Below are 19,804 nucleotides of genomic sequence, written 5' to 3'. Positions count from 1 at the left end.
GCGACGATGCTCAGACTCGACAGTGGCACAGAGATCGACAACGAGATGCGGCGCAGGGCCGCGGACCGGCTCGAGTCACTACACAAAGGTCTCGGGCTGCGCCATCGCGACCTGCGCAACCGGCTCGGGCCGGATCTGCGCCGGATCTGGCAGATCACCGAGCACGACAACCTGGAACAGCTCAGGGCCAAGGTGGTGCTGCGGTTGGAGGCCGTGCTGGAGAAGTTCACCGAGCCGACCTTCCCGCTCGTCGTGGCCGCCTGCTACAACGTCGGGCTGGAGCCGCCCATGTCGGAACAGAAACTGGGCGAACGGCTACAGGAGCTGCACCGGCACGAGGGCGAGGGTTTCTCCAAACGGCAGGCGGAACGGCTACGGCAACGCTTCCGCGACGAGCTGGTGGTCAGCCTCGGCCACCCGCAACCGGTGCTCCCGCCGGAAGTCGTTCGCGCCAGGGTGCTCCGGGAGCAGCGGACCGACCAGCTCTGCCGCGCCATCCGCGAACTGAGCGGTCCGGCGAATCTGGAAGAGCTCGTGCTCCGGTACTTCGTGCCCGCCGAGGTGCACGTGCCGCGCTCGGTCACCAGCGGCCCGGCCATCGCCCACACCGCGACCCAGGGCGACTGGCTGTGCGTGTTCACCAGCGCACCCCGGCTGGCAAGGTACCGGCACGCCACCGGCGTCCCGTGGAGCGGCAAGCACTGGACCCGGCCAGGGGCGCAGGTGCTGCGCGAGGCGGTCCGGCGGGGACCGCAGGTCGGTGTGCTGATCAATCCGAACCCACGCCGGGAGAATCCCTCGCCGCCCCCGCTGCCACTCGTACCCGCGCTGGTGCACAAGGTAGCGGCGCGGTTGTGAGAACCCTGTGCCGGATTTTTCCGTTGATCCCGAGGAACTCGGGGAAACCGCCAAACGAGTTCATTCCCGCACCGATGAGTTCACCTCGTCCCCGGCCCTGAAATACCGGGTCGATCCCGCGCAGGCCGGTTCCGGGGACGTGGCGGCCGCGCTGGCGGAATTCCAGCGTGGATCCACCACGGTGACTCGTATTCTGCGCGCGGACACCGCGGAGACGGCCGAACACCTCGCGGAGGCAGTACTTCGAGGAGATCCGCGACCGCCTGGTCAAACACCGGCAGCGCGCGGCCGATGCGCACTACGACGCCGCGCGGGCGTTGTACGCTTACACCACAACGCTGGCCGACCTGCAACGGCTGCGCGAACCGGTCGCCGAGGACGTGCGGGCCGACCCCAGGCCGATCCTGGTACCGGCCGCCGAGGGCGCCGTGCACGCGCTGCGGCAGGCCACCGATGAACTGGCCACCATCGGACGGTTGGACGCGACCTGGTGACCGGCGTTCAGCCGCAGGCGCCCATCTCGGCGGCCTCCAGGGCGAAATCGGCCACCCGGCCAGCTTCGTCGAAGGCGAACCGGTACCTGGCGTCCTCGTTACCCGCAACGGCCGCCCGGTACACCCAGGTCAGCGGTGGCAGCCGCCGCATGTCCGGGTAGGCGGCCCGTACCTCGCCGAACCGCGAGCCGAGGGTGATTCCTTCCGGCGTATGGGATTTCACGGTCCCGCCGATCATCGTCACGCCCCGGCCGGGGTCCACGAACACCCCGCTGCCCACGTTGGTCTGCCCCTCGCTCGGGTGCAGGTAGTAGTAGTGGCACCGCTGCCCGGTCTGCTTGTCCACCAGCAACCCGGTCGCCTCGGCCGCGGCCTCCGGCTGCCCGAGGTACAAGGACTTGTAGCCCGCCGGACCGAGTACCCGGTCCTCCCCGGCCGTGACCGCGCCGGAAGCCCCGGCCGAACCGAACGTCAGGCCGAGCACGATCGAACCGATGATCGCCGCGCTGCGTGCACTCATGGTTCACTCCCCGACTTACCGCGACACCGGCGTGTCCGGCGCCGTCATCTGGAAGACGTGACCGGACGGCCGCGGGTTGCGCCGTCCCCTACGTGGGGGACACCGCCAGCACCTCGACCCAGCACTGGCTGAACTCACCGCCCCCGCCGCGGGCCCAGACCCAGGCCGAACGTGCCGCGCTGGCCAGCAGCGCGCGATCGCCGCCCGCGTACTCCAGCGCCGCGGCCAGCTCCGCCTCGACCTCCCGCCCGAGCTGGCGGTAGTCCCGATCCGGCAGGTACCGCGTCCTGGCCCGGACGTCGGTGAATCCGGCCCGCTGCACCTGCTCGGCGATCCGCCTCCCGGCGAACGGGTTCCCGCCGGCCCGCCTGCGTAGCAGCTGATGGCCGCGCAGGGCGGCATCCACATTTGCCGTCCGCGGCCGGATCTTCGCCCGACTCCAGTCCGAAGTGGACAACGCAAGGACGCCGCCGGGACGCAGCACCCTGGCGAACTCACCGAGCACGGCCGCCGGATCGGGGATCCGCTCGAACAGGGCGTGCGCGAACACCACGTCCATCGAGGCGGCCGGGAACGGCAGCGACTCCGCCGCGGCCGCCACGAAGTCCACAGTGGACGATTCAGGTTTCGCGGGTACGAAGTCGCCGAGCGACTCGTCGGCACCGAACAGCTGAACCCCCTGGGTAGCCGATTCGAGACCGAACGTGATCGACCCTGCTCCGCAGCCGACGTCGAGCACCCGCATCCCCGGCCGCAGCAGCGGCAGCACGAAACCGGCGACCCCGGGCGAGTAACCCTCCTGCACACCGGTAACCCTACGGACTGGCAGGATCGTGGGGTGAACACGCAGCCGATCGCCCAGCACCCAGCAGCCATCGTGCCCGACCGCCTCTTCGAGGACGCGGCCGCCGAGGACCGCTGGCGGGCGCGTTTCCGCGCCGCCCGGATGTCGGTGCCGGACTGGGCGCTGGACGCCCCCGGCCGCAATCTCTACGTCTCCAACGCCAGCGGGGTATGGGAGGTCTACGCCTGGGACCGGGGCAGCGACGAGCACCGGCGGGTGACCGACCGGCCGAACGGCACCTTGCATGCCACGCCTTCCCCGGACGGTGCCTGGATCTGGTGGTTCAACGACACCGACGGGGACGAGTTCGGCTCCTGGGTGCGCGAGCCGTTCGGCGGCGGCGCACCCGCGGAGCCCGCGGTACCGGGAGTCCCGGACGGCTATCCGGCCGGGCTGGAGATCGGCCACCGGATCGTCGCGCTCGGCGTGTCCACCGACGAGGGCAGCGCGCTGTACGCGGGCACCGGGGGACAGGCCACCCGGTTCTACAGCAGTGTGGACGACGCCGGGGTCGCGGCGCTGTCCAGGGACGAGCGGCTGCTGGCCATCTCGCACTCCGAGCACGGCGACTCCCGCCACCCCGCCTTGCGGGTGCTGTCCTGCGCCGACTTCGAGCCGGTCGCCGAGAAGTGGGATGGCGAGGGCAAGGGCCTTGCCGCGCTGGAGTTCTCCCCGGTACGCGGGGACTCCCGGCTGCTGGTGCTGCACGAGCGGCACGGCCGGGAGGAGCTGCTGATCTGGGACGTGGCGGCGGACACCGAGACCGAGCTGCGGCTGGATCTGCCCGGCGAGGTGGCCGCGACCTGGTACCCACGGGCGGAGGCGCTGCTCGTGGTGCACTTCCATCAGGGCCGCAGCTCGCTGTACCGGTACGACCTGAGCACCGCCGAGTTGTCCTCGTTGGACACCCCGGCCGGGCGGATCGGCGGTGCGGGCGTCCGCCCGGACGGCACCGTGGAGTACTCCTGGTCCAGCGCCGCGGAGCCGGCCGTGATCAGGGCCCGCTCGGCCGAGGGCGAGGACCGGGTGCTGCTCGCCCCGCCGGGTGAACGTGCGCCCGGCTCCGCCCCGGTGACCGATGCCTTCGTGCCGGGCCCGGCAGGCACGATCCACGCGCTGGTCGCCCGCCCGGATGGTGCGGGGGACGGCCCGCTGCCCACGGTGTTCACCCTGCACGGCGGGCCGCATGCCGCCGACGAGGACCGGTTCTCCGCCTACCGGGCGACCTGGCTGGACGCCGGGTTCGCGGTGGTGGAGGTGAACTACCGCGGCTCCACCGGGTACGGCTCGGCCTGGCGGGACGCGATCGAGGGTAGGCCGGGGCTGACCGAACTGGAGGACGTCGCCGCCGTGCACGACTGGGCGGTGCGCGACGGGCTGGCCGACCCGCAGCGCTGCGTGGTGAACGGCGCGTCCTGGGGCGGTTACCTGACCCTGCTCGCGCTGGGTACCCAGCCGGACCGCTGGGCGGCCGGCGTCGCGGGCGTGCCGGTCGCCGACTACCTCGCGGCCTACGAGGACGAGATGGAGCAGCTGCGCTCCTTCGACCGCGCGCTCTTCGGCGGTTCACCGGAAGAGAAACCGCAGGTCTACACCGAGTGCTCGCCGATAACCTACGTGGACGCGGTACGCGCCCCTGTGCTCGTGCTGGCCGGGGACAACGACCCGCGCTGCCCGATCCGGCAGATCGAGAACTACCTCGACCGGCTGGCGGCCCGCGAGGTGCCGTACGAGTTCTACCGCTACGACGCGGGCCACGGCTCCCTGGTGGTCGCCGAGACGGTCAAGCAGACCGCGATCGAGGTCTACTTCGCGCTACGCCAGCTCGGACTGAGGTAACCGGGGGTAGCGGGGTCAGGCCTGCTGGGCCTGCCACATCCAGTGCGCCTCCTCGAGCTTGGCGGCGATCTCGATGAGCAGGTCCTGGGTCACCAGGTCGCTCTTGTCGGTCTCGTCGATGCGTGCCCGCAGCCGCTGGATCAGCTCGGCGAGGGTGCCGACGATGGCATCCACCGTGGCGGCGTCGGACTGCCAGTTGTCCGGGTACTCCGGCAGCCCGGAGCTCTCCAGGACGGTGCGGGTCTTACCGTTGGGCGAAACCCCGATGGCATTGGCCCGCTCCGCCACCTCGTCGGTGTAGGTGCGTGCCGTGTTCACCAGCTCGTCCAGCTGCAGGTGCACGCTGCGGAAGTTCTTACCGACGACGTTCCAGTGCGCCTGCTTCGCGGTCAGCGAGAGGTCGATCAGGTCCACCAGCGTCGCCTGCAACGCGTTACCGGTGACCTCCTTGTCGCTCTCGGCCAGCGGGCTCTTGATCGGTGAGTGAGCCATGTCTCGCAGTCCTCCCTGCTCGCACAACGTTGCGACCTGGGAGTACCCTCGATCGCCGAGATCAAATCATCGCGGCGGCCCTGCGGGTGCGGGCGAACTCGACCACCTGGCCGCCGATGGTGCGCAGGTTGTGCACGGTTTTCTCCTCCGAGGCACCGCCCGCCTCGTCGAACTTCACCTCGGCGGTGTTCACCGCCCCGCCCAACGGGGTGGGCCAGCCCCGCAGCGCGTGCGTGATCGTGCGCAGCTGGCCGAGGGTGGTCACCGCGGCCTGCCAGCCGAACGCGACCGCGACCAGCCCGACGCCGCGCCCGTCCAGGTAGGGCCGGTGGTCCGGCCGCAGGTCCTCCACGTAGTCCAGCGCGTTCTTCACCAGCCCGGACAGTCCGCCGTGGTAGCCGGGCGAGACCACGATCAGCCCGTCGGCGGTCCGGATGGCCTCCACCAGCGCCATCGCCTCCGGGGAGCGGTCGGCGATGGTCGCGTCGTAGAACGGCAGCACCAGGTCGCTGCCGGTGATGGCCCTGGTCTCCGCCCCCGCCTCGGCCGCACCGTCCAGCGCTATGCCGAGCGCGCGTTCGGACTGCGAGCCGTCACGCAGCGAGCCGCCGATACCGAGCACTGTGATCGCGTTGGAAGAACTCACGCCTTCGAGGCTAGACCCTCGAGTTTGGTTGAGAGCCAGACTTTCGTGCGGAGTCCTCGCTCACATCCTGGCCCTGCTGTCTACTCGCTAGTAACCTCGGGGCGGTCCATGGTGAGGAGGAGCAATGGCGATACCGCTGCAGATCCGGGTCCAGGCGCTCGCGGCCCAGCTGCTGTACACCCTGCCGCGACCGGTGCGCAGGCTGATCGCGGGCAGGCCGATCCGCCTGGACGGGCAGGAGCTGGCGCTGGACGCGCAGTTGCTGCTGCGCCTACAGCAGCTGTCCGGCACCGAGCTGGTCGGCCGCAGCGTGCGCGGCTCGCGGACGGCGATCGACGAGGCGCGGCATCTGGTCAGCGGTAAGCCGATCCAGCCGGTCGGCAGCAGGGAGGTCACCATCCCGGCCGAGCACGGCGACCTGCCCGCGACCCTGTACACCCCGGAGGGCCTGCCGGAGGGATCCGGGATGCTGGTCTTCTACCACGGCGGCGGCTGGGTGATCGGTTCGCGGGTCAGCCACGAGAACACGGCGCGATTCCTGGCCAAGCACGCCAAGGTGCGGGTGCTGTCGGTGGAGTACCGGCTGGCCCCGGAGCACCCTTTCCCCGCGCCCGTCGAGGACGCGCTGGCAGCCTTCGACTACGCCCACGCCAAGGCGAGCGAGCTCGGTGCCGACCAGGACCGGATCGCGGTCGGCGGGGACAGCGCAGGCGGCAACCTCGCCGCCGTGGTCGCGCTGCGCACCACCCGCAGGGGTGGCCCGGCGCCTGCCTTCCAGCTGCTGATCTACCCCGCGGTGGACGCCAGCGTGCGCCGCCGTTCCCGGGAGCTGTTCGGCGCCGGCTTCTTCCTCACCGACGAGGCCATGACCTGGTTCATGGACCGCTACGTCCCGGATCCGGACCGGCGCACCGACCCCTCGGTGTCCCCGCTGCTGGCCGAGGACCTGAGCGGGCTGCCGCCCGCCTACATCGCCACCGCAGGGTTCGACCCGTTGCGGGACGAGGGCGAGGCCTACGCCGAGCAGCTGGCCGCGGCGGGGGTGCGGGTCGCGCTGGTCCGGCAGCCGGACCTGATCCACGGGTACGTGAACTTCCTCGGCCTCGGTCGCCGCTGCACCGAGGCCACCGCCGAGGCGGCCGGGGCGTTACAGGTCGGCCTCAGCCGGAACGCGGGACGCTGAGCCCAACGACGCCGCCGTGACCTGCCTCACCGGAGGCCGAGGGATTGCGTGAGGTGGGTGGTCCACCAGCGGAGCTGGGGGGTGGCGTCGGCAGGGCCGGTGAGGCCTGCGCTGCGGCGGAAGGCCGTGCCGTGCAGGGGTTCGGTGGCGAGTGCCTGGTGCAGGGCGGCGACGGCGAGCCGGGTGTCCTCGATGGGAACGTCGGCGGGGTTCGGTCGCCGGGCGTGTAGCGCGTGCACGACCGGGTCGAGCATCCCCGATCCCTCGTCCCGCCAGCCGGCGGCATGTAGCGCCATGGCCAGTTCGCCGTAGCCCTGGCGGTAGAAGGCCGCCAGGGCGTGGATCAGCTCGCTGAGATCGGTGCCGTGGTCGAGCCAGGACTCCAGCACCTCCTGCACTCCGGCCCGGATCTTCCTGCCGCCGTGGCGCAGCAGGGCTTGCAGGAGGTGGTCCCGGTTGCCGAAGTGGTGGTTGATCCCCGCGTCGGTCATGCCGATGCGGGTGGCGATGGTGCGGACCTGGACGGCGGCGACGCCACCTTCGGCGAGGAGCTTCTCGGCGGTTTCCAGGATCAGGCGCCGTGCCTCGTCGGGAGGGCGGCGCACCCGGGTCCGTGTCATGTCGGCGACTTTACCTTGACAAGTCAAAGTAGGATGGTAAGTATCCTACCTTGACTAGCCAAGGTAATTGGGGTGTTGCCGTGCTGAACAACCGCACCGTGCCACGGGCGCGGCGGCTCACTCGCCCGGATGTGGTGCTGCGGGGCGTGGAGGCCGGCATCGGGCCGACCGTCCTGCTGCTGCATGCCGGTGGTGAGCGGCGTCGGGTGTGGACGCCGGTGATCGAGTTCCTCGTCGAGGCGGGGTTTCGGTGCGTGGCTTTCGATCAGCGCGGCCACGGTGACAGCGGTGGCAGGGCGGAGGCGCTGGCGCCCTGCGCGGACGACGTCGCCGCCATGCTGCACGCCGAGCCGACGGGGTGTGTGGTCGTGGGCGCCTCGCTTGGCGGGCTCGCCGCGATCGCCGCCCTCGGGGATCCGGCGGTGCGGGCGAGGGTGGCGGGTCTGGTGCTGGTGGACGTCCTGCCCGACATCCAGCCGCACCGGGTCTGGGGCTTCCTCGCCGCTCATGGCCTGTCCGGGGCCTACCCCGAGCTGGTCGGCGATGTCATCGCCAAGGCCCCGCGGTTGCGGCAGATCACCGCGGAGCTCGACCTGCCCGTCCTGCTCGTGCGTGGCAGCGGGTCACCCATCACCGGCGGCGACGCCGACCAGTTGCTGCGCCTGGCTCCGCACGCCACGGTGACCCTTGTCCGCGGTGCCGGGCATCTCGTTGCCCGGGACCAGCCGACGGCACTGGCCGAAGCCATCGCCACCGGCATCACCGGGTGGTGGCCTCGATCAAGCGTCCCGCAGTTATGACGGTGGTGACGCCGTACTCCGAGATAATGCTGCCGTCCGGTAGGAGTTGCGTCGATCGGCTTCCGGGACACGTGGTTACGGTGTGACACTCGACCCGCCGTCCGGGAGGTGCCGTGAACGTGTCGGGAGCATCGTCGAAGTACTCCGAAAGCCGGTTACGCGCGCCGGAGGCGCCGGGCAAGGCGCTGGCGCCGGCCGTGCGCGGCGGCTTGTTCGGGCCGGTCGCGCTGGTGTGCGGTGCGGCGTTCCTCGCGCTGTACCTCGGCAGCGGCGCAACCGATGTCTGGTTCGCGTGGACCGTGGCGAACCCGCTCACCGCGACCACCGTGGGCGCCGGTTTCGGCGCGGCCTTCGTGCTGTTCGTACTGGCCGCATTGGAGCCGGGCTGGATCAACGCCCGGATCGCCGGCTTCGCCCCGCTGGTCCTCGCCGGCGGCAGCCTGCTGGCCATCAACCTGTACGACGGGGACCTGAATCCGGCGCGCACCGTTGCCGTCGCCGGGTTCTCGGCCAGCGTGCCGGTCGCGGGCCTGTGGGTGTTCGTCGCCGGGCTGGTGCCGCTGCTGGCGGTGCTGACGCTGCCTGCCCAGTTCGCCCGGCGCCGTGACAACGATCTCGACAGTAGCGCGCGTACCGCACCAATGCCGGTGTGGACGCGCGTGATAGCCGGGATCGAGGCGACGGGACTGTGCTTCGCCGGGGCGGTGTTCTTCGCTCGCCCCGGCGAGTTCCTGTCGTGGTGGCCCTGGCCGGTGAGCACGCTGGACCTGCGCGAGCTGAGCGTGTTGATGGTCACCGTGGGCTTGCTGATTCTGCAGGCCACAGTGGAGGGTGACCTGCGGCGCGTCGCGGCCGGACTGGCCGCGCTGGTCGCGTTCGGGGTGCTCGTGCTGGCCGGGGTGCTCTGGCACGCCACGGACCTGCACTGGGACTCGCCGTCGGCTTGGGTCTTCCTCGCGGTCGTGACGGTACTGCTCGGCACCGGCGCGCTCGGTCTACTGCTGCTTGGCCTGTTGCGGGTGGTGCTGCCGGTGCTGAGCGTGGTGACCGGCGCCGAGTCCGATGTGCCGCCCTCGACCGCGCGCCTGCGCGAGCTCGCGCGGGGCGCCCGCTCGAGGGTCCCGCCACACGCCGACCACGGCTTCTTCGGTCCCGGCTCGGTCACCTGGAAGGTCTGGACCTATCCGACCTCGCTCACCGTGGGTTTCCAGCGCGCGGTCGTGGTCGAGGAGCTCGACCCCGCGCTGGTGGCTTCCGTCGATGCCACCGGGCAGATCCGTACCCGCCCGCGCACCCGCTACGACCGCACGTTGCGGTACTTCGCGATGGTCGCGTTCGGCGGAACCCGGAGCACCATGAAAGCCGCAGACATCCTGGTCAAGGTCCACTCCACGGCCATCGGTGTCGAGCCGGGCAGCGGAGCCCGCTACGACGCCAACGACCCCCACTCGCAGCTGTGGATCCACCTGACCGCCTGGCACTCGATCCTCTATGCCTACGAGAAATACGGCCCCGGCAAGCTCAGCCCGCAAGACGAAGCCCGCTACTGGGCGGACTGCGCCACCGCGGCCGAACTCCAGACCTGCGATCCCGCCGACGTTCCCCGCGACCGGGAGGGCGTCCGGGCGTACTTCGAGCGGATGCGCCCGCACCTGGTCGGCTCGCAGGTCGCCCGATCCACCATGGACCACCTGCTACACGCCGAAGTGATGCTGCCCCCGCTGCCTCCGGTGTACTGGCCGGCGACTCTTGGCATCACCACCGCCCTGCGCATCGCCACCATCGCGGCCATGCCGCGCTGGATGCGCGAGCTGGCCGGCATCCGCCAGAGCGGCCTGCTGGACGCGCTGATCGTGCCGGTCATGCGGCTCTCCTTCCGCCTGGTCCGGCTCAGTCGCTGGCTGCAGCTGGCGGCGTTGCACGTGCTGTCTCCTTCGACCACCCCGGTGGTGGCCCCGGTGCTGCTCGGTGTTCCGCCCACCGTCCCCGACACGCTTGCCCCCGCCCGAGCACGTGAACGTTACGGCTACCCGAACCCCGCACAAGCCCACCTGGAGCTACGCGCCAAGCAGCACCAACGCGTGTTCACCGAACACCAAACACCCAGCGACACCGGACTGGCCGAATCCGAACCCATCCTCGGCACCCGCGAATGACAAGCGGGCTCCGGCCACGTGTCGCCTCTGATCGCAGGTGGAGTTTGCTCAGCGACGAACAGCCAACGGGGCGGCCGGCCGGAATAACGGAATCCGGTGTGGAAGTTCATTCCACACCGGATTCCGGCTCCCCTCTCCCATTCAGTTGGTCGTCAGTTGCCGCCACTCAGGGTGCGGGCACCTCGGGAACGGGCAATTCCGGAACGGCGCCGCCGAGCAGGCTGCTGATGAGATCGGTCAGCAGCGTCAGCAGGCTCTGCAGCAGACCGGTGATCATGCTCAACGGGTCGGGCAGTTCGGGCAGGCCGGGCACCGGTGGCACCTGGCGCGGCTCCGCCTTACCGGACAGCACATCGGACGTCTCGGTGCGCCACTGCCCCGCCGTGCCCGCCGTCTCCATCGCGTCGGCCTGGATCTCGTACCGCTGACCAGCGGCGAGGTCGGTCAGCAACGGGTCTAGGTCGTCCAGCGCCCGCTGGGTGGCCTGGACATCGCCCGCGTACGCCACCTTGGTCAGCTCGTCGCGCAGCTCGAGCACCTGCGCCCCGGCCGCCTCGGTGCTGGACGAGCCCTTTCCGTTGTCGAGGACGCTCGCCGCGGCTACTCCGCCCGAAACCACCGCGAGCAGGCTGCCGACGGCAACCGCCGCTATTGAGCGGGCAATTTTGCCTTTCATTTCGTACCTCCTGGGCCCTTTAAAGACCTGACAGGTGTCATGCGTACCAACCGTGTCCATCCGTCACCAGCCGGTCACTTGGTCGGACGCATTCCTCACCCTTTACGTGATGAATTCGAGAAGCCGGTAAATACCCGCAAGTGATGAACACCGGAGCGCCGCCTTCGCCCAGATGATCATGAATTTCCAGCCAGAAGGTACACAGCGTGACTGTCTCACCCGAAAGAACAGACGGGTAACTCACAGGGAGGTATTCGGTGATCGTTTCCCTTGGTCACCCGGTAGTGTTGGCGTGTCAAATGGACCCCGCCGTGGTTCAGTCCCCCACGTTTGTCGCAACGCTCCCTCCCGTCACACGCCCAGCCACCTGCACAGTACGGCGGCCCGGCCGACGTTTCCGCCTGGCCGGGCCGCCGTTGCCTCGTGGTGGGAGGTCGTCAGGTGCAGGTCGTCACTTGAAGGCGTCCGCGACCTTGTCACCGAGCGCCTTGTCCACGTTCCGCCAGTACTCGAAGACCCGCTCGAGCACGGGCTGGGAGACGCCCTTGCTGGCGTGCCCGATGATGTTGTTCGCCAGGCGCTCCCGCTGCTCGTCGTTCAGCACCTTGCGCACCATCGTGCCCGCCTGGCCGAAGTCGTCGTCCTCGGCGTGCTGCTTGTAGGCCGCGCGCAGCACCTCGCCGGTGGCGCCATAGGCCGAGGCGGTCTCCCCCGCCAGCGCGGGATCGGCGTGCGGGCCGTCGTAGGAGTTCGGCGCGTACACCGGGTCGGACGGGTTGCTGTAGCGCATCGGGCCGTCCTTGGAGTAGGTGTGCACCGGCGACTTCGCCGCGTTGACCGGCAGCTGCGTGTAGTTCGGGCCGATCCGGTAGCGGTGCGTGTCCGGGTAGGCGAACAGCCTGCCCAGCAGCATCTTGTCCGGCGAGGGCCCGATGCCGGGCACCAGGTTGGTCGGCTCGAAGGCGGCCTGCTCGATCTCGGCGAAGTAGTTCTCCGGGTTGCGATTCAGCACCAGCCTGCCGACCTTGATCAGCGGGTAGTCACCATGCGGCCAGACCTTGGTCAGGTCGAACGGATTGAACCGGTAGTCCGCGGCCTCGTCGTGCGGCATGACCTGCACGTACAGCGTCCAGCTCGGCTCGTTGCCGCTCTTGATGCTCTCGTAGAGGTCCCGGATGTGGTGGTCACCGTCCGCACCGGCCAGCCGGTCCGCCTCGTCCTGCGGCAGGTAGTCGATGCCCTGGTCGGTCTTGAAGTGGTACTTGACCCAGAACTTCTCCCCGGCGGCGTTCTGCCACAGGTAGGTGTGCGAGGAGTACCCGTTCATATGCCGCCAGGTCTTCGGGATGCCCCGGTCGCCCATCAGCCAGGTCACCTGGTGGGCCGACTCCGGGCGCAGGGTCCAGAAGTCCCACTGCATGTTGTGGTCCCGCAGGTGGTTGTCCGCCCTGCGCTTCTGCGAGCGGATGAAGTCCGGGAACTTGATCGGGTCCCGGATGAAGAACACCGGGGTGTTGTTTCCGACCATGTCGTAGTTGCCCTGCTCGGTGTAGAACTTGAGGGCGAACCCGCGCGGATCCCGCCAGGTGTCCGGCGAGCCGAGCTCACCGGCGACGGTGGAGAACCGCAGCAGCGTGTCGGTGCGCTTGCCGGGCTGGAACACGTCGGCCTTGGTGAACTGGCTGACGTCCTCGGTGACCTCGAAGAAGCCGAAGGCACCGCCGCCCTTCGCGTGCACCACGCGCTCCGGCACCCGTTCCCGGTTGAACTGCGCGTTCTTCTCGATCAGGTAGTGGTCCTGCAGCAGGATCGGGCCATTGGCTCCCAGCGTCAGCGAGTCGTCGTCGCTGGCGACCGGGATGCCGACGTTGTTGGTGGTCGGCTTGGTCACGCCGTTCCTCCTAGTCGTGGTGGACGCGCGCGGTCGCGTTACGCGCGGCCGCCGCACAGTCGGGACATAGACCCCAAAACACCACCTCCGCCTCGTCCACCGCGAAGCCCGCCTGCTCCGAAGGGCTCAGGCAGGGCGCCGGGCCGTGCACGCAGTCGACGTCCTCGGTACGCCCACAGCCGCGGCAGACCAGGTGGTGATGGTTGTCTCCGGTTCTCGTCTCGAACCGCGCCGGATGCCCGGCCGGCTCGATCTTGCGCACCAGTCCGGCCCCCGCGCAGGCGCCGAGCACGTCGTAGACGGCCTGGGTGGATACCGAGCCGAGTAGTTCGCGTGCGCCCACCGCGACCTGGTCGGCGGTGGTGTGCGGGTGGCCCGCGAGCCATTCGAGCACGGCGACCCGCGGCGCGGTGACACGTAGCCCGGCCGCTTTGAGGCGCTCCCGCACGGGATGGTCCTGGTGTGCCATGACAACGCCCAGCCTGCCGAGTTTTCTGGAATGGGTCAAGAAAACTCGCCGGGTCGGGGGATGGCGCCCAGCTCCAGCTAGGCTTACCCAGTAGTAGGTAACCCCGAAAGGTGGTGCCCGTGGACCGGACCGAGGTCACCTTCCCCTCCGCAGGCGTCGACTGCGCGGCCTGGCTGTACCGGCCGGCAGGCACCGGCCCGCACCCGCTGGTGGTGCTGGCGCACGGATTCTCCGGCACCAGGGAGTTGCGGCTGGACGCCTACGCCGAACGGTTCCACGCGGCCGGGCTCGGCGTGCTGCTGTTCGACTACCGCTTCTTCGGTGCCAGCGGCGGGCAGCCGCGCCAGTTGCTGGACATCACCTGCCAGCTGCATGACTGGCACCACGCCGTGGCCTACGCCAGGAGCCTGGACTGGGTGGACCCCGCCCGGATCGCCCTGTTCGGCTCCTCCTACTCCGGCGGCCACGTGGTGACCGTGGCCGCCGAGGACCCACGGATCGCCGCGGTGGTGGCGCAGTGCCCCTTCTCCGACGGGCTGGCCACGGTGCGCCGGATCGGGCCGCTGCCCGCGCTACGGCTGACCGGGCACGCCCTGCTGGACCAGCTCGGGGCGCTGGCCGGGCGGCAACCGCACTACGTTCCCGCTGTGGCCGCGCCGGGCGCGTCCGGGATGATGACCACCCCGGACGCGAAGCCAGGGATGGAGGCGCTGGTGCCGGCCGAGACGAACTGGCGCAACCGGGTGGCCGCCAGGGTCGGGCTGCGGGTGCCGTTCTACCGGCCAGGGCGCAAGGCGGGCGCGGTGCGCTGCCCCGCGCTGTGGTGCGTCACCGACCGGGACAGCCTTTGCCCCGCGGAGAACACCGTGCGGCACGCGCGCAAAGCCCCGCGCGGCGAGATCAAGCGCTACCCGATCGGGCATTTCGACATCTACCTCGGCGAGTGGTTCGAGCGGGCGGTGGCGGACCAGACCGAGTTCCTGCGCAGGCACCTGCTGCCGGACTCACAGCGGTAGGCCCTGCTCGAGGTAGCCGAGCGCCTCGTCGAGGTGGCCGATCAGGCCATCCGCCGAACCCTCATCGAGCGCGGCGGCGAAGGCGGCGACCACTACCCCGACGATCGCGCCGGACCAGGCCCGCACGGCCGCGGCCTCCGGGGCGCGGCCGAGCCGCCTGGTGAGACCGTCTGCCAGTATCCGGATCCCGTCGGTGAACTGGTCGAACAGCGCCGTGCGCAGCTCGGGCACCTCGAAGATCAGCCGCTGGCGAGCCCGTTCCAGCTCGGACTCGGTGGCCGAGAGGCCCTCGAACACCTCGTGCACGGCGGCCCGCATGGCCGCGGTCGGGGACAGCTCGGCAGGCTGCCGGACGAAGGAGTCGATCGCCACCGGGTCCAGCCGGTCGTAGAGCACGGTCTCCTCCTTGGTCGGGAAGTACCGGAAGAAGGTGCTCTGCGAGACCTCGGCGGCCTCGGCGATCTGCTCGATGGTGGTCGCCGCATAGCCCTGCTCCAGGAACAGCCGCAGCGCGTGCTCCTGGATGGCGGCCCTGGTCCTGGCCTTCTTGCGTTCCCGCAGACCGGGCCGCTGCTCACCCTGGGACGGACTCATGCGTCGATTGTCGCTGGTCGCCATCCTCGGCCTGCCGGGGCAGGAACACCATCGCCAGCAGCACGCCGAGCAGCGCGCCCACCGCCCTGGGTCGCCATGGTAGCTGGCAAGCTGACTAAATTAGTTGCACGCGCGTACCATGTTGCGGTTGCCTCGGAACGTGCAGTCGTTCCGCCACGTCCTCGGCCTGCCCCGGGTGCCGACCACGATGCTGCTGATGTTCTTCGCCCGGGTGCCGATGACGGCGATGGGCATCACGCTCACGCTGCACGTGGTCAGCGCGCTCGGGCACGGGTACGGCGCGGCCGGGCTGGTGGGCACCATGACCATGGCGGGCAGCGCGCTGGGCGCGCCGCTGCTCGGCCGGATGATCGACCGGCACGGGCTGCGGCCGGTGGTCGCGGCCTGCGCGCTGGTCTCCTGCACCTACTGGGTGAGCACCCCGCACCTGCCGTACCTGGCACTGCTGGTCGCGGCGTTTCCCGCCGGGATGCTCGCGGTACCGGCCGGGTCGATCGCCAGGCAGATCCTCACCGCGCTGGTGCCGCCGGAGCGCAGGCGGGCGGCGTTCTCCATGGACACCATCTCGGTCGAGGTCTCGTTCATGATCGGCCCGGCCGCCGGGATCGCGCTGGCCACCCAGCTGTCCTCCGGCCTCGCCCTGACCTGTATCGGGGCGGCCTTCGCGCTGGTCGGGATCGCGCTGTACGCGATGAACCCGCCGATCCGGGCCACCAGCGAGGTGCAGGCGGCCACCGGGGTCCGGCCGCCGATCCGCTCCTGGCTGAGCGGCAGGCTGGTCGCCACCCTGCTGATCGCCTGCGGTGCGCTGTTCGTGCTGATCGGTACCGAACTCGCCGCGCTGGCCGCCCTGCGCGAGTCCGGTGAGGTGCAACTGACCGGCCTGGTGATCGCGGTGATGTGCGCGGCTTCCCTGGTCGGCGGGCTGGTCCACGGGGCGGCGCGGCGTTCGCTCTCCCAGCTCACCCTGATGGTCCTGCTCGCCGTGCTGGTGCTGCCGGTCGGGCTGTTCGACGAACCCTGGTGGCTGCTCGCGCTCGTGCTGATCCCGACCAACCTCGCCTGCGCGCCCACCCTGGCGGCCACCACCGAGTCGGTCAGCGTGCTGGCGCCAGCCGCCGTCCGGGGCGAGGCCATGGGGATGCAGGACTCCGCGACCCGGCTCGGCATCGCCCTCGGCAACCCCACGGTCGGCTTCGTGATCGACCACTCCTCGGCGGCCGTGGGTTTCGTCGCGGCCGGCGTCGGCGGGCTGCTGCTCGCCGGCTGCGGGGTGCTGCTGCAACGCGGTGCGGCGACCGGAAAAGCGGTTGCCGTGGCAGCTACTGTGCGGAAGTGAGCGAGTCGCTGCTGGTCAACTTCGTCTACGCGCATCCGGTCGGGCACGCCGTCGAGGCCTTGCAGTACTGCCTCGGCTACCACCGCGCCGATCCGGCCCGGCGGATCGGCCTCACCCTGCATCACGCGACCGCCACCGAACTGGCCCAGTGGGCACCGTTCGTGGCGGAGCACCACCCCATTCCCATCGATGTGTTCCAGCCGAATCCGGCCGCGCTGGACGGGATACCGCGGGAGTGGGACTGGGTGGTCGACGACCTGCGCGGCTGGCAGGACCCGCAGCGTGAGCTGTTTCCCGGGCTCGCCGCGTACTACGACCTTGGACGCGAGCACTTCCAGCCGACGCGCGGGTGGCGTCCGATCCGGGTGCCGGGCGGACCGAGCTACCAGCCCGGTTCCCGGTTGGAGCTGCGCCCACCAGCATCCGCGATGGCCGCCGCCGCGGCCGCCCTGCCCTCCGCCGCGCCGCGGATCGCCGTGCTGCCAGGCGGCAGCGCCGACCGCTCGCTGTACCCCTCGGCCCGTTCCTGGCAGCGGGTTCTCGGTGCGCTTGCGGCCCGGTTCCCGGATGCCGTCTTCTGCCTGCTCGGCAAGCTGGCCGAGGACGGCAGGACGCGCAGCACCTTCTCCCGCGCGGAGTTCGAGGAGTTGCGCGCGGCGGTGCCGTCCTGCGTGGCGGCGATCGACCTGCCGCTCGCCGACCAACTGGCCATGGTGCGGCAATGCGATGTGCTGGTATCCCCGCACAGCGGCTTCGGCATGGCCGCCGTCGCGGTCGGCACCCCCTGGGTGATTCTGGCCGGCAACAAATGGCCGGAGTACTACTTCAACCCGGGGGTGCCGTTCTACTCGGTGCTACCCGATATCGAGCGGTTCCCCTGCTACAACCTGTTCGAACCGGACCCCGAACCGGTTTCCGATGACGGCCCGCGTGCGCCCAGCATGTCCCGCGCGCGCATCGAGTCGGATACCGGCGAATTGGTCGAAGCGACCGCACGGATCATCGAGGGCAGCTGGGATTACGACACCGCGATGCGGGATCACTTCCGCAGGCTGGTCCGCCTGTACGACGGCCACGCCGAGTGGATCTACTCCATCGACGACACCCACCTGCCGTACCTGCCCCAGGACGTGCGGAAACCCTAGAGGCAGATCTGGCGCAGGTTCTCCAGGTTCTCCGACTGCTTGCGGATCCAGTCGTTCATATTGGCCAGCTGGTCGGCCTTGGCCTGCTCGATCTCCACATAGCCGTCCGCCATGGCGAGCAGCGATTCGCGCAGGTTGGCGTCCGCGACCTGGTTGCCAAGCTCCTGCAGCCGGTTCGCCTTCTCCCCGGCCTCGGCCTGCAGTTGCTGCGGGTCCGGAACCTCGGGGTTGAAGTCGGCGGTGATCCCGAGTGCCTCGGAGCAGGCCCCGGCCTTGTCCATGGCACCCTGCGCCTGGTCGATGGCCTGATCGGCGCCGTCGACCGCAGCGCCGAGGTCCTCGCCGCACCCGGCGAGCGGCAGGCACAGCAGCGCGAACAGGCCTGCCGCCGCCCGGATTTTCCCGTTTCGTCCCGTCATGCCACCACGCTACCGGGGCGGCTCACCCTTTGACACACACCACCTGCTTGAGATGTGCGACCACCTCGACCAGATCCTGCTGCGCGGCGATCACCGAACCGATGTCCTTGTACGCCGACGGGATCTCGTCCACAACGCCCTTGTCCTTGCGGCACTCCACCCCGCTGGTCTGCGCGACGAGGTCCTCGGCGGTGAACGTCCTGCGCGCCTGGTTCCGGGACATCCGCCTGCCCGCACCGTGCGCGGCCGACTGGAAGGAGCGCTCGTTGCCCAGCCCGCGCACGATGTAGGAGCCGGTACCCATGCTGCCCGGGATGATCCCGAGTTCGCCCGCGCCGGCCCGGATCGCGCCCTTGCGGGTGACCAGCAGGTCCACGCCGTCGTAGGTCTCCTCGGAAACGTAGTTGTGATGGCAGCTGATCGCGTCGTCGAACCGGACGCCGGGCACGGTGTCCGCCAGCGCCTGCTTGATCAGCGCCACCATGGTGGCCCGGTTGCGCGCGGCGTACTCCTGGGCCCAGAACAGGTCCCTGCGGTAGGCCGCCATCTCCGGGGTCCCGGAAACGAACACGGCGAGGTCGCGGTCCGGCAGGTCGGCGTTGTGCGGCAGCCTGCGCGCCACCTCGATGTGCCGCTCGGCCAGTTCCTTGCCGATGTTGCGGGAACCGGAGTGCAGCATCAGCCACACCCGGCCCGCGTCCCCGCCCTGCTCGAGGCAGACCTCGATGAAGTGGTTGCCGCCGCCGAGGCTGCCCAGCTGCGCACGCGCCCTGCCACGCAGCCCGCGCACGCCCGCGTGCAGGTGGTCGAAACCGGCCCAGAACCGGTCCCAGCCGCCGACCCCGTGCACCCGCGCCGGGTTCACCGGGTTCTTGTGCATCCGGAACCCGACCGGGACGCGCTGCTCGATCCGGCCGCGCAGCCCGCCGAGGTCGTCCGGAAGGTCCTTGGCGTACAGCGAGGTGCGCACCGCGCTCATCCCGCAGCCGATGTCCACCCCGACGGCCGATGGCGACACGGCGTCCCGCATCGCGATGACGCTGCCCACGGTCGCACCCTTGCCGTAGTGCACGTCCGGCATCACGGCCAGCCCATGTACCCAGGGCAGGTTCGCGACATTGTGCAGCTGGCGCAGCGCGAGGTCCTCGACCGAATGCGGGTCGGCCCACATCCTGATCGGTACCCGTGCGCCCTCGACCGTGTGCATGATCTCCCCTCGGTGGTCCGCTTTACGTCACAAGAGAATCCCGTGTGCCTGGCGCGTACTCAACTGGTTTTGCCTGCCCGCGTCGCCACAGCAGGCCGAGGCCGAGGGTGATCACCCCGGCGGCCAGGCTGGCCCCACCGATGCCGAGCAGCACGATCAGCCCGTTCGGTTCCGTGGCGCCGGAACCCATGGCGGAGAAGAAGAATCCGGCTGGCATCAGGATCGCGGCCGCCGGAATGCCGAGCCGGGCCAGCAGTCCCAGCCGCCCGTGCAGCCCGGCGGCGTCGGCCATCAGCAGGCCGACCAGACCGAGCGTGACCAGCATGCCGGCATGCGCGTGCCCGGCGCGGAAGAAGGACTGCTGGAACTCGGTGGTGGCCACGCCACCGGTGACCACCCTGGTCATGAACAGCCCGCCGAACTCGACACCGACGAGGCTGAGCAGCAGGACGCCCGCGATCCGGCGGGAATGCGGGCTGAGACTGAGCGTGTGCATGATCGGAACCTCTCCACGAGCGGCGCACCCGGGTGTTTCACAACACCGTTATGAAACACCCGGGCCTGCCCTCGGTCAA

General features: G+C 70.2%; 21 protein-coding genes. 9 read left to right on the top strand and 12 right to left on the bottom strand.

Going from position 1 to position 19,804, the window contains the following annotated elements:
• The first annotated feature begins 6 nt into the window (after nt 1-6).
• Nucleotides 7-858 carry a hypothetical protein gene (locus tag KOI47_RS02595; protein ID WP_216213547.1) on the top strand — a complete coding sequence of 284 codons (852 nt, stop codon included), beginning with the start codon at nt 7-9 and terminating at the stop codon, nt 856-858.
• 317 nt (nt 859-1,175) lie between these two features.
• The gene (locus tag KOI47_RS02590) at nt 1,176-1,352 is read left to right on the top strand and encodes a hypothetical protein (RefSeq protein WP_216213545.1); all 177 of its coding nucleotides are present in this window, start codon (nt 1,176-1,178) and stop codon (nt 1,350-1,352) included.
• 7 nt (nt 1,353-1,359) lie between these two features.
• Here the strand turns inward: KOI47_RS02590 and KOI47_RS02585 are convergent, their stop codons facing one another.
• Nucleotides 1,360-1,872 carry a hypothetical protein gene (locus KOI47_RS02585; protein WP_216213542.1) on the bottom strand — a complete coding sequence of 171 codons (513 nt, stop codon included), beginning with the start codon at nt 1,870-1,872 and terminating at the stop codon, nt 1,360-1,362.
• An 88-nt stretch (nt 1,873-1,960) separates the two neighbouring features.
• Nucleotides 1,961-2,677, bottom strand: coding sequence for a methyltransferase domain-containing protein (locus KOI47_RS02580; protein WP_216213540.1), 717 nt, complete (start codon nt 2,675-2,677; stop codon nt 1,961-1,963).
• A 33-nt stretch (nt 2,678-2,710) separates the two neighbouring features.
• On the opposite strand from KOI47_RS02580, the gene KOI47_RS02575 reads away from it, so the two are divergent.
• Nucleotides 2,711-4,555: a prolyl oligopeptidase family serine peptidase gene (locus KOI47_RS02575; protein WP_216213537.1), complete on the top strand. Its 1,845-nt coding sequence runs from the start codon at nt 2,711-2,713 to the stop codon at nt 4,553-4,555.
• A 15-nt stretch (nt 4,556-4,570) separates the two neighbouring features.
• Here the strand turns inward: KOI47_RS02575 and KOI47_RS02570 are convergent, their stop codons facing one another.
• Together KOI47_RS02570 and KOI47_RS02565 are read right to left on the bottom strand one after the other, a co-directional pair.
• Complete coding sequence (locus tag KOI47_RS02570) at nt 4,571-5,047, bottom strand: Dps family protein (RefSeq protein WP_216213535.1); 477 nt, start codon at nt 5,045-5,047, stop codon at nt 4,571-4,573.
• Between the two features lie 61 nt (nt 5,048-5,108).
• The gene (locus KOI47_RS02565) at nt 5,109-5,669 is read right to left on the bottom strand and encodes an NADPH-dependent FMN reductase (protein ID WP_216217036.1); all 561 of its coding nucleotides are present in this window, start codon (nt 5,667-5,669) and stop codon (nt 5,109-5,111) included.
• Nucleotides 5,670-5,817: 148 nt separating this feature from the next.
• Here KOI47_RS02565 and KOI47_RS02560 point away from each other — a divergent pair, with 148 nt between their 5' ends.
• Complete coding sequence (locus KOI47_RS02560) at nt 5,818-6,876, top strand: alpha/beta hydrolase (protein WP_216213534.1); 1,059 nt, start codon at nt 5,818-5,820, stop codon at nt 6,874-6,876.
• A 26-nt stretch (nt 6,877-6,902) separates the two neighbouring features.
• Here the strand turns inward: KOI47_RS02560 and KOI47_RS02555 are convergent, their stop codons facing one another.
• The gene (locus tag KOI47_RS02555) at nt 6,903-7,496 is read right to left on the bottom strand and encodes a TetR/AcrR family transcriptional regulator (protein WP_232376501.1); all 594 of its coding nucleotides are present in this window, start codon (nt 7,494-7,496) and stop codon (nt 6,903-6,905) included.
• A gap of 80 nt (nt 7,497-7,576) precedes the next feature.
• On the opposite strand from KOI47_RS02555, the gene KOI47_RS02550 reads away from it, so the two are divergent.
• On the top strand, nt 7,577-8,296 hold the full coding sequence (locus KOI47_RS02550; protein ID WP_232376500.1) for an alpha/beta fold hydrolase: 720 nt from the start codon (nt 7,577-7,579) through the stop codon (nt 8,294-8,296).
• A 119-nt stretch (nt 8,297-8,415) separates the two neighbouring features.
• Nucleotides 8,416-10,452 carry an oxygenase MpaB family protein gene (locus KOI47_RS02545; RefSeq protein ID WP_232376499.1) on the top strand — a complete coding sequence of 679 codons (2,037 nt, stop codon included), beginning with the start codon at nt 8,416-8,418 and terminating at the stop codon, nt 10,450-10,452.
• A 166-nt stretch (nt 10,453-10,618) separates the two neighbouring features.
• Here the strand turns inward: KOI47_RS02545 and KOI47_RS02540 are convergent, their stop codons facing one another.
• The 3 genes from KOI47_RS02540 to KOI47_RS02530 form a co-directional block, all read right to left on the bottom strand.
• Nucleotides 10,619-11,128, bottom strand: coding sequence for a hypothetical protein (locus tag KOI47_RS02540; RefSeq protein WP_216213532.1), 510 nt, complete (start codon nt 11,126-11,128; stop codon nt 10,619-10,621).
• Nucleotides 11,129-11,579: 451 nt separating this feature from the next.
• A complete protein-coding gene (locus KOI47_RS02535; RefSeq protein WP_216213530.1) occupies nt 11,580-13,019 on the bottom strand; it encodes a catalase in 1,440 nt (479 codons plus the stop codon).
• A gap of 10 nt (nt 13,020-13,029) precedes the next feature.
• Entirely contained in the window at nt 13,030-13,488 is a 459-nt protein-coding gene (locus KOI47_RS02530) for a Fur family transcriptional regulator (protein WP_216217032.1), read from the bottom strand.
• A gap of 119 nt (nt 13,489-13,607) precedes the next feature.
• Between KOI47_RS02530 and KOI47_RS02525 the strand changes: the two genes are divergently transcribed.
• Nucleotides 13,608-14,504 carry an alpha/beta hydrolase gene (locus KOI47_RS02525; RefSeq protein WP_232376498.1) on the top strand — a complete coding sequence of 299 codons (897 nt, stop codon included), beginning with the start codon at nt 13,608-13,610 and terminating at the stop codon, nt 14,502-14,504.
• Here the strand turns inward: KOI47_RS02525 and KOI47_RS02520 are convergent.
• Nucleotides 14,493-15,098 carry an acyl-CoA-like ligand-binding transcription factor gene (locus KOI47_RS02520; protein WP_216213529.1) on the bottom strand — a complete coding sequence of 202 codons (606 nt, stop codon included), beginning with the start codon at nt 15,096-15,098 and terminating at the stop codon, nt 14,493-14,495. The genes KOI47_RS02525 and KOI47_RS02520 overlap by 12 nt on opposite strands.
• Before the next feature lie 208 nt (nt 15,099-15,306).
• Between KOI47_RS02520 and KOI47_RS02515 the strand changes: the two genes are divergently transcribed.
• Together KOI47_RS02515 and KOI47_RS02510 are read left to right on the top strand one after the other, a co-directional pair.
• Nucleotides 15,307-16,458 (top strand): MFS transporter, encoded by a 1,152-nt coding sequence (locus KOI47_RS02515; protein WP_216217030.1) that lies wholly within the window; start codon nt 15,307-15,309, stop codon nt 16,456-16,458.
• Nucleotides 16,455-17,603, top strand: coding sequence for a glycosyltransferase family 9 protein (locus KOI47_RS02510; RefSeq protein WP_216213527.1), 1,149 nt, complete (start codon nt 16,455-16,457; stop codon nt 17,601-17,603). Before KOI47_RS02515 ends, KOI47_RS02510 begins: the two co-directional genes overlap by 4 nt.
• Here the strand turns inward: KOI47_RS02510 and KOI47_RS02505 are convergent.
• Genes KOI47_RS02505 through KOI47_RS02495 form a run of 3 tightly spaced genes read right to left on the bottom strand, consistent with a single transcriptional unit; the run spans nt 17,600 to nt 19,725 of the window.
• A complete protein-coding gene (locus KOI47_RS02505) occupies nt 17,600-18,022 on the bottom strand; it encodes a hypothetical protein (protein WP_216213526.1) in 423 nt (140 codons plus the stop codon). The genes KOI47_RS02510 and KOI47_RS02505 overlap by 4 nt on opposite strands.
• A 22-nt stretch (nt 18,023-18,044) precedes the next feature.
• Nucleotides 18,045-19,229, bottom strand: coding sequence for an RtcB family protein (locus tag KOI47_RS02500; RefSeq protein WP_216213523.1), 1,185 nt, complete (start codon nt 19,227-19,229; stop codon nt 18,045-18,047).
• A 22-nt stretch (nt 19,230-19,251) separates the two neighbouring features.
• On the bottom strand, nt 19,252-19,725 hold the full coding sequence (locus KOI47_RS02495; protein WP_216213520.1) for a hypothetical protein: 474 nt from the start codon (nt 19,723-19,725) through the stop codon (nt 19,252-19,254).
• Between the last annotated feature and the right edge of the window lie 79 nt (nt 19,726-19,804).

Source organism: Amycolatopsis aidingensis, assembly GCF_018885265.1.
Lineage (GTDB): Bacteria > Actinomycetota > Actinomycetes > Mycobacteriales > Pseudonocardiaceae > Amycolatopsis > Amycolatopsis aidingensis.
The sequence above is the reverse complement of the archived record's forward strand: the minus strand, read 5'-3'. Positions and strand labels throughout refer to the sequence as shown.

What these genes read in the sequence shown, in the direction of transcription:
- KOI47_RS02595 (WP_216213547.1), top strand. Translation starts at nt 7, where the DNA reads ATGCTCAGACTCGACAGTGGCACAGAGATCGACAACGAGATGCGGCGC.
- KOI47_RS02585 (WP_216213542.1), bottom strand. Translation starts at nt 1,872, where the DNA reads ATGAGTGCACGCAGCGCGGCGATCATCGGTTCGATCGTGCTCGGCCTG.
- KOI47_RS02570 (WP_216213535.1), bottom strand. Translation starts at nt 5,047, where the DNA reads ATGGCTCACTCACCGATCAAGAGCCCGCTGGCCGAGAGCGACAAGGAG.
- KOI47_RS02560 (WP_216213534.1), top strand. Translation starts at nt 5,818, where the DNA reads ATGGCGATACCGCTGCAGATCCGGGTCCAGGCGCTCGCGGCCCAGCTG.
- KOI47_RS02555 (WP_232376501.1), bottom strand. Translation starts at nt 7,496, where the DNA reads ATGACACGGACCCGGGTGCGCCGCCCTCCCGACGAGGCACGGCGCCTG.
- KOI47_RS02540 (WP_216213532.1), bottom strand. Translation starts at nt 11,128, where the DNA reads ATGAAAGGCAAAATTGCCCGCTCAATAGCGGCGGTTGCCGTCGGCAGC.
- KOI47_RS02530 (WP_216217032.1), bottom strand. Translation starts at nt 13,488, where the DNA reads ATGGCACACCAGGACCATCCCGTGCGGGAGCGCCTCAAAGCGGCCGGG.
- KOI47_RS02520 (WP_216213529.1), bottom strand. Translation starts at nt 15,098, where the DNA reads ATGAGTCCGTCCCAGGGTGAGCAGCGGCCCGGTCTGCGGGAACGCAAG.
- KOI47_RS02515 (WP_216217030.1), top strand. Translation starts at nt 15,307, where the DNA reads ATGCTGCTGATGTTCTTCGCCCGGGTGCCGATGACGGCGATGGGCATC.
- KOI47_RS02505 (WP_216213526.1), bottom strand. Translation starts at nt 18,022, where the DNA reads ATGACGGGACGAAACGGGAAAATCCGGGCGGCGGCAGGCCTGTTCGCG.
- KOI47_RS02500 (WP_216213523.1), bottom strand. Translation starts at nt 19,229, where the DNA reads ATGCACACGGTCGAGGGCGCACGGGTACCGATCAGGATGTGGGCCGAC.
- KOI47_RS02495 (WP_216213520.1), bottom strand. Translation starts at nt 19,725, where the DNA reads ATGCACACGCTCAGTCTCAGCCCGCATTCCCGCCGGATCGCGGGCGTC.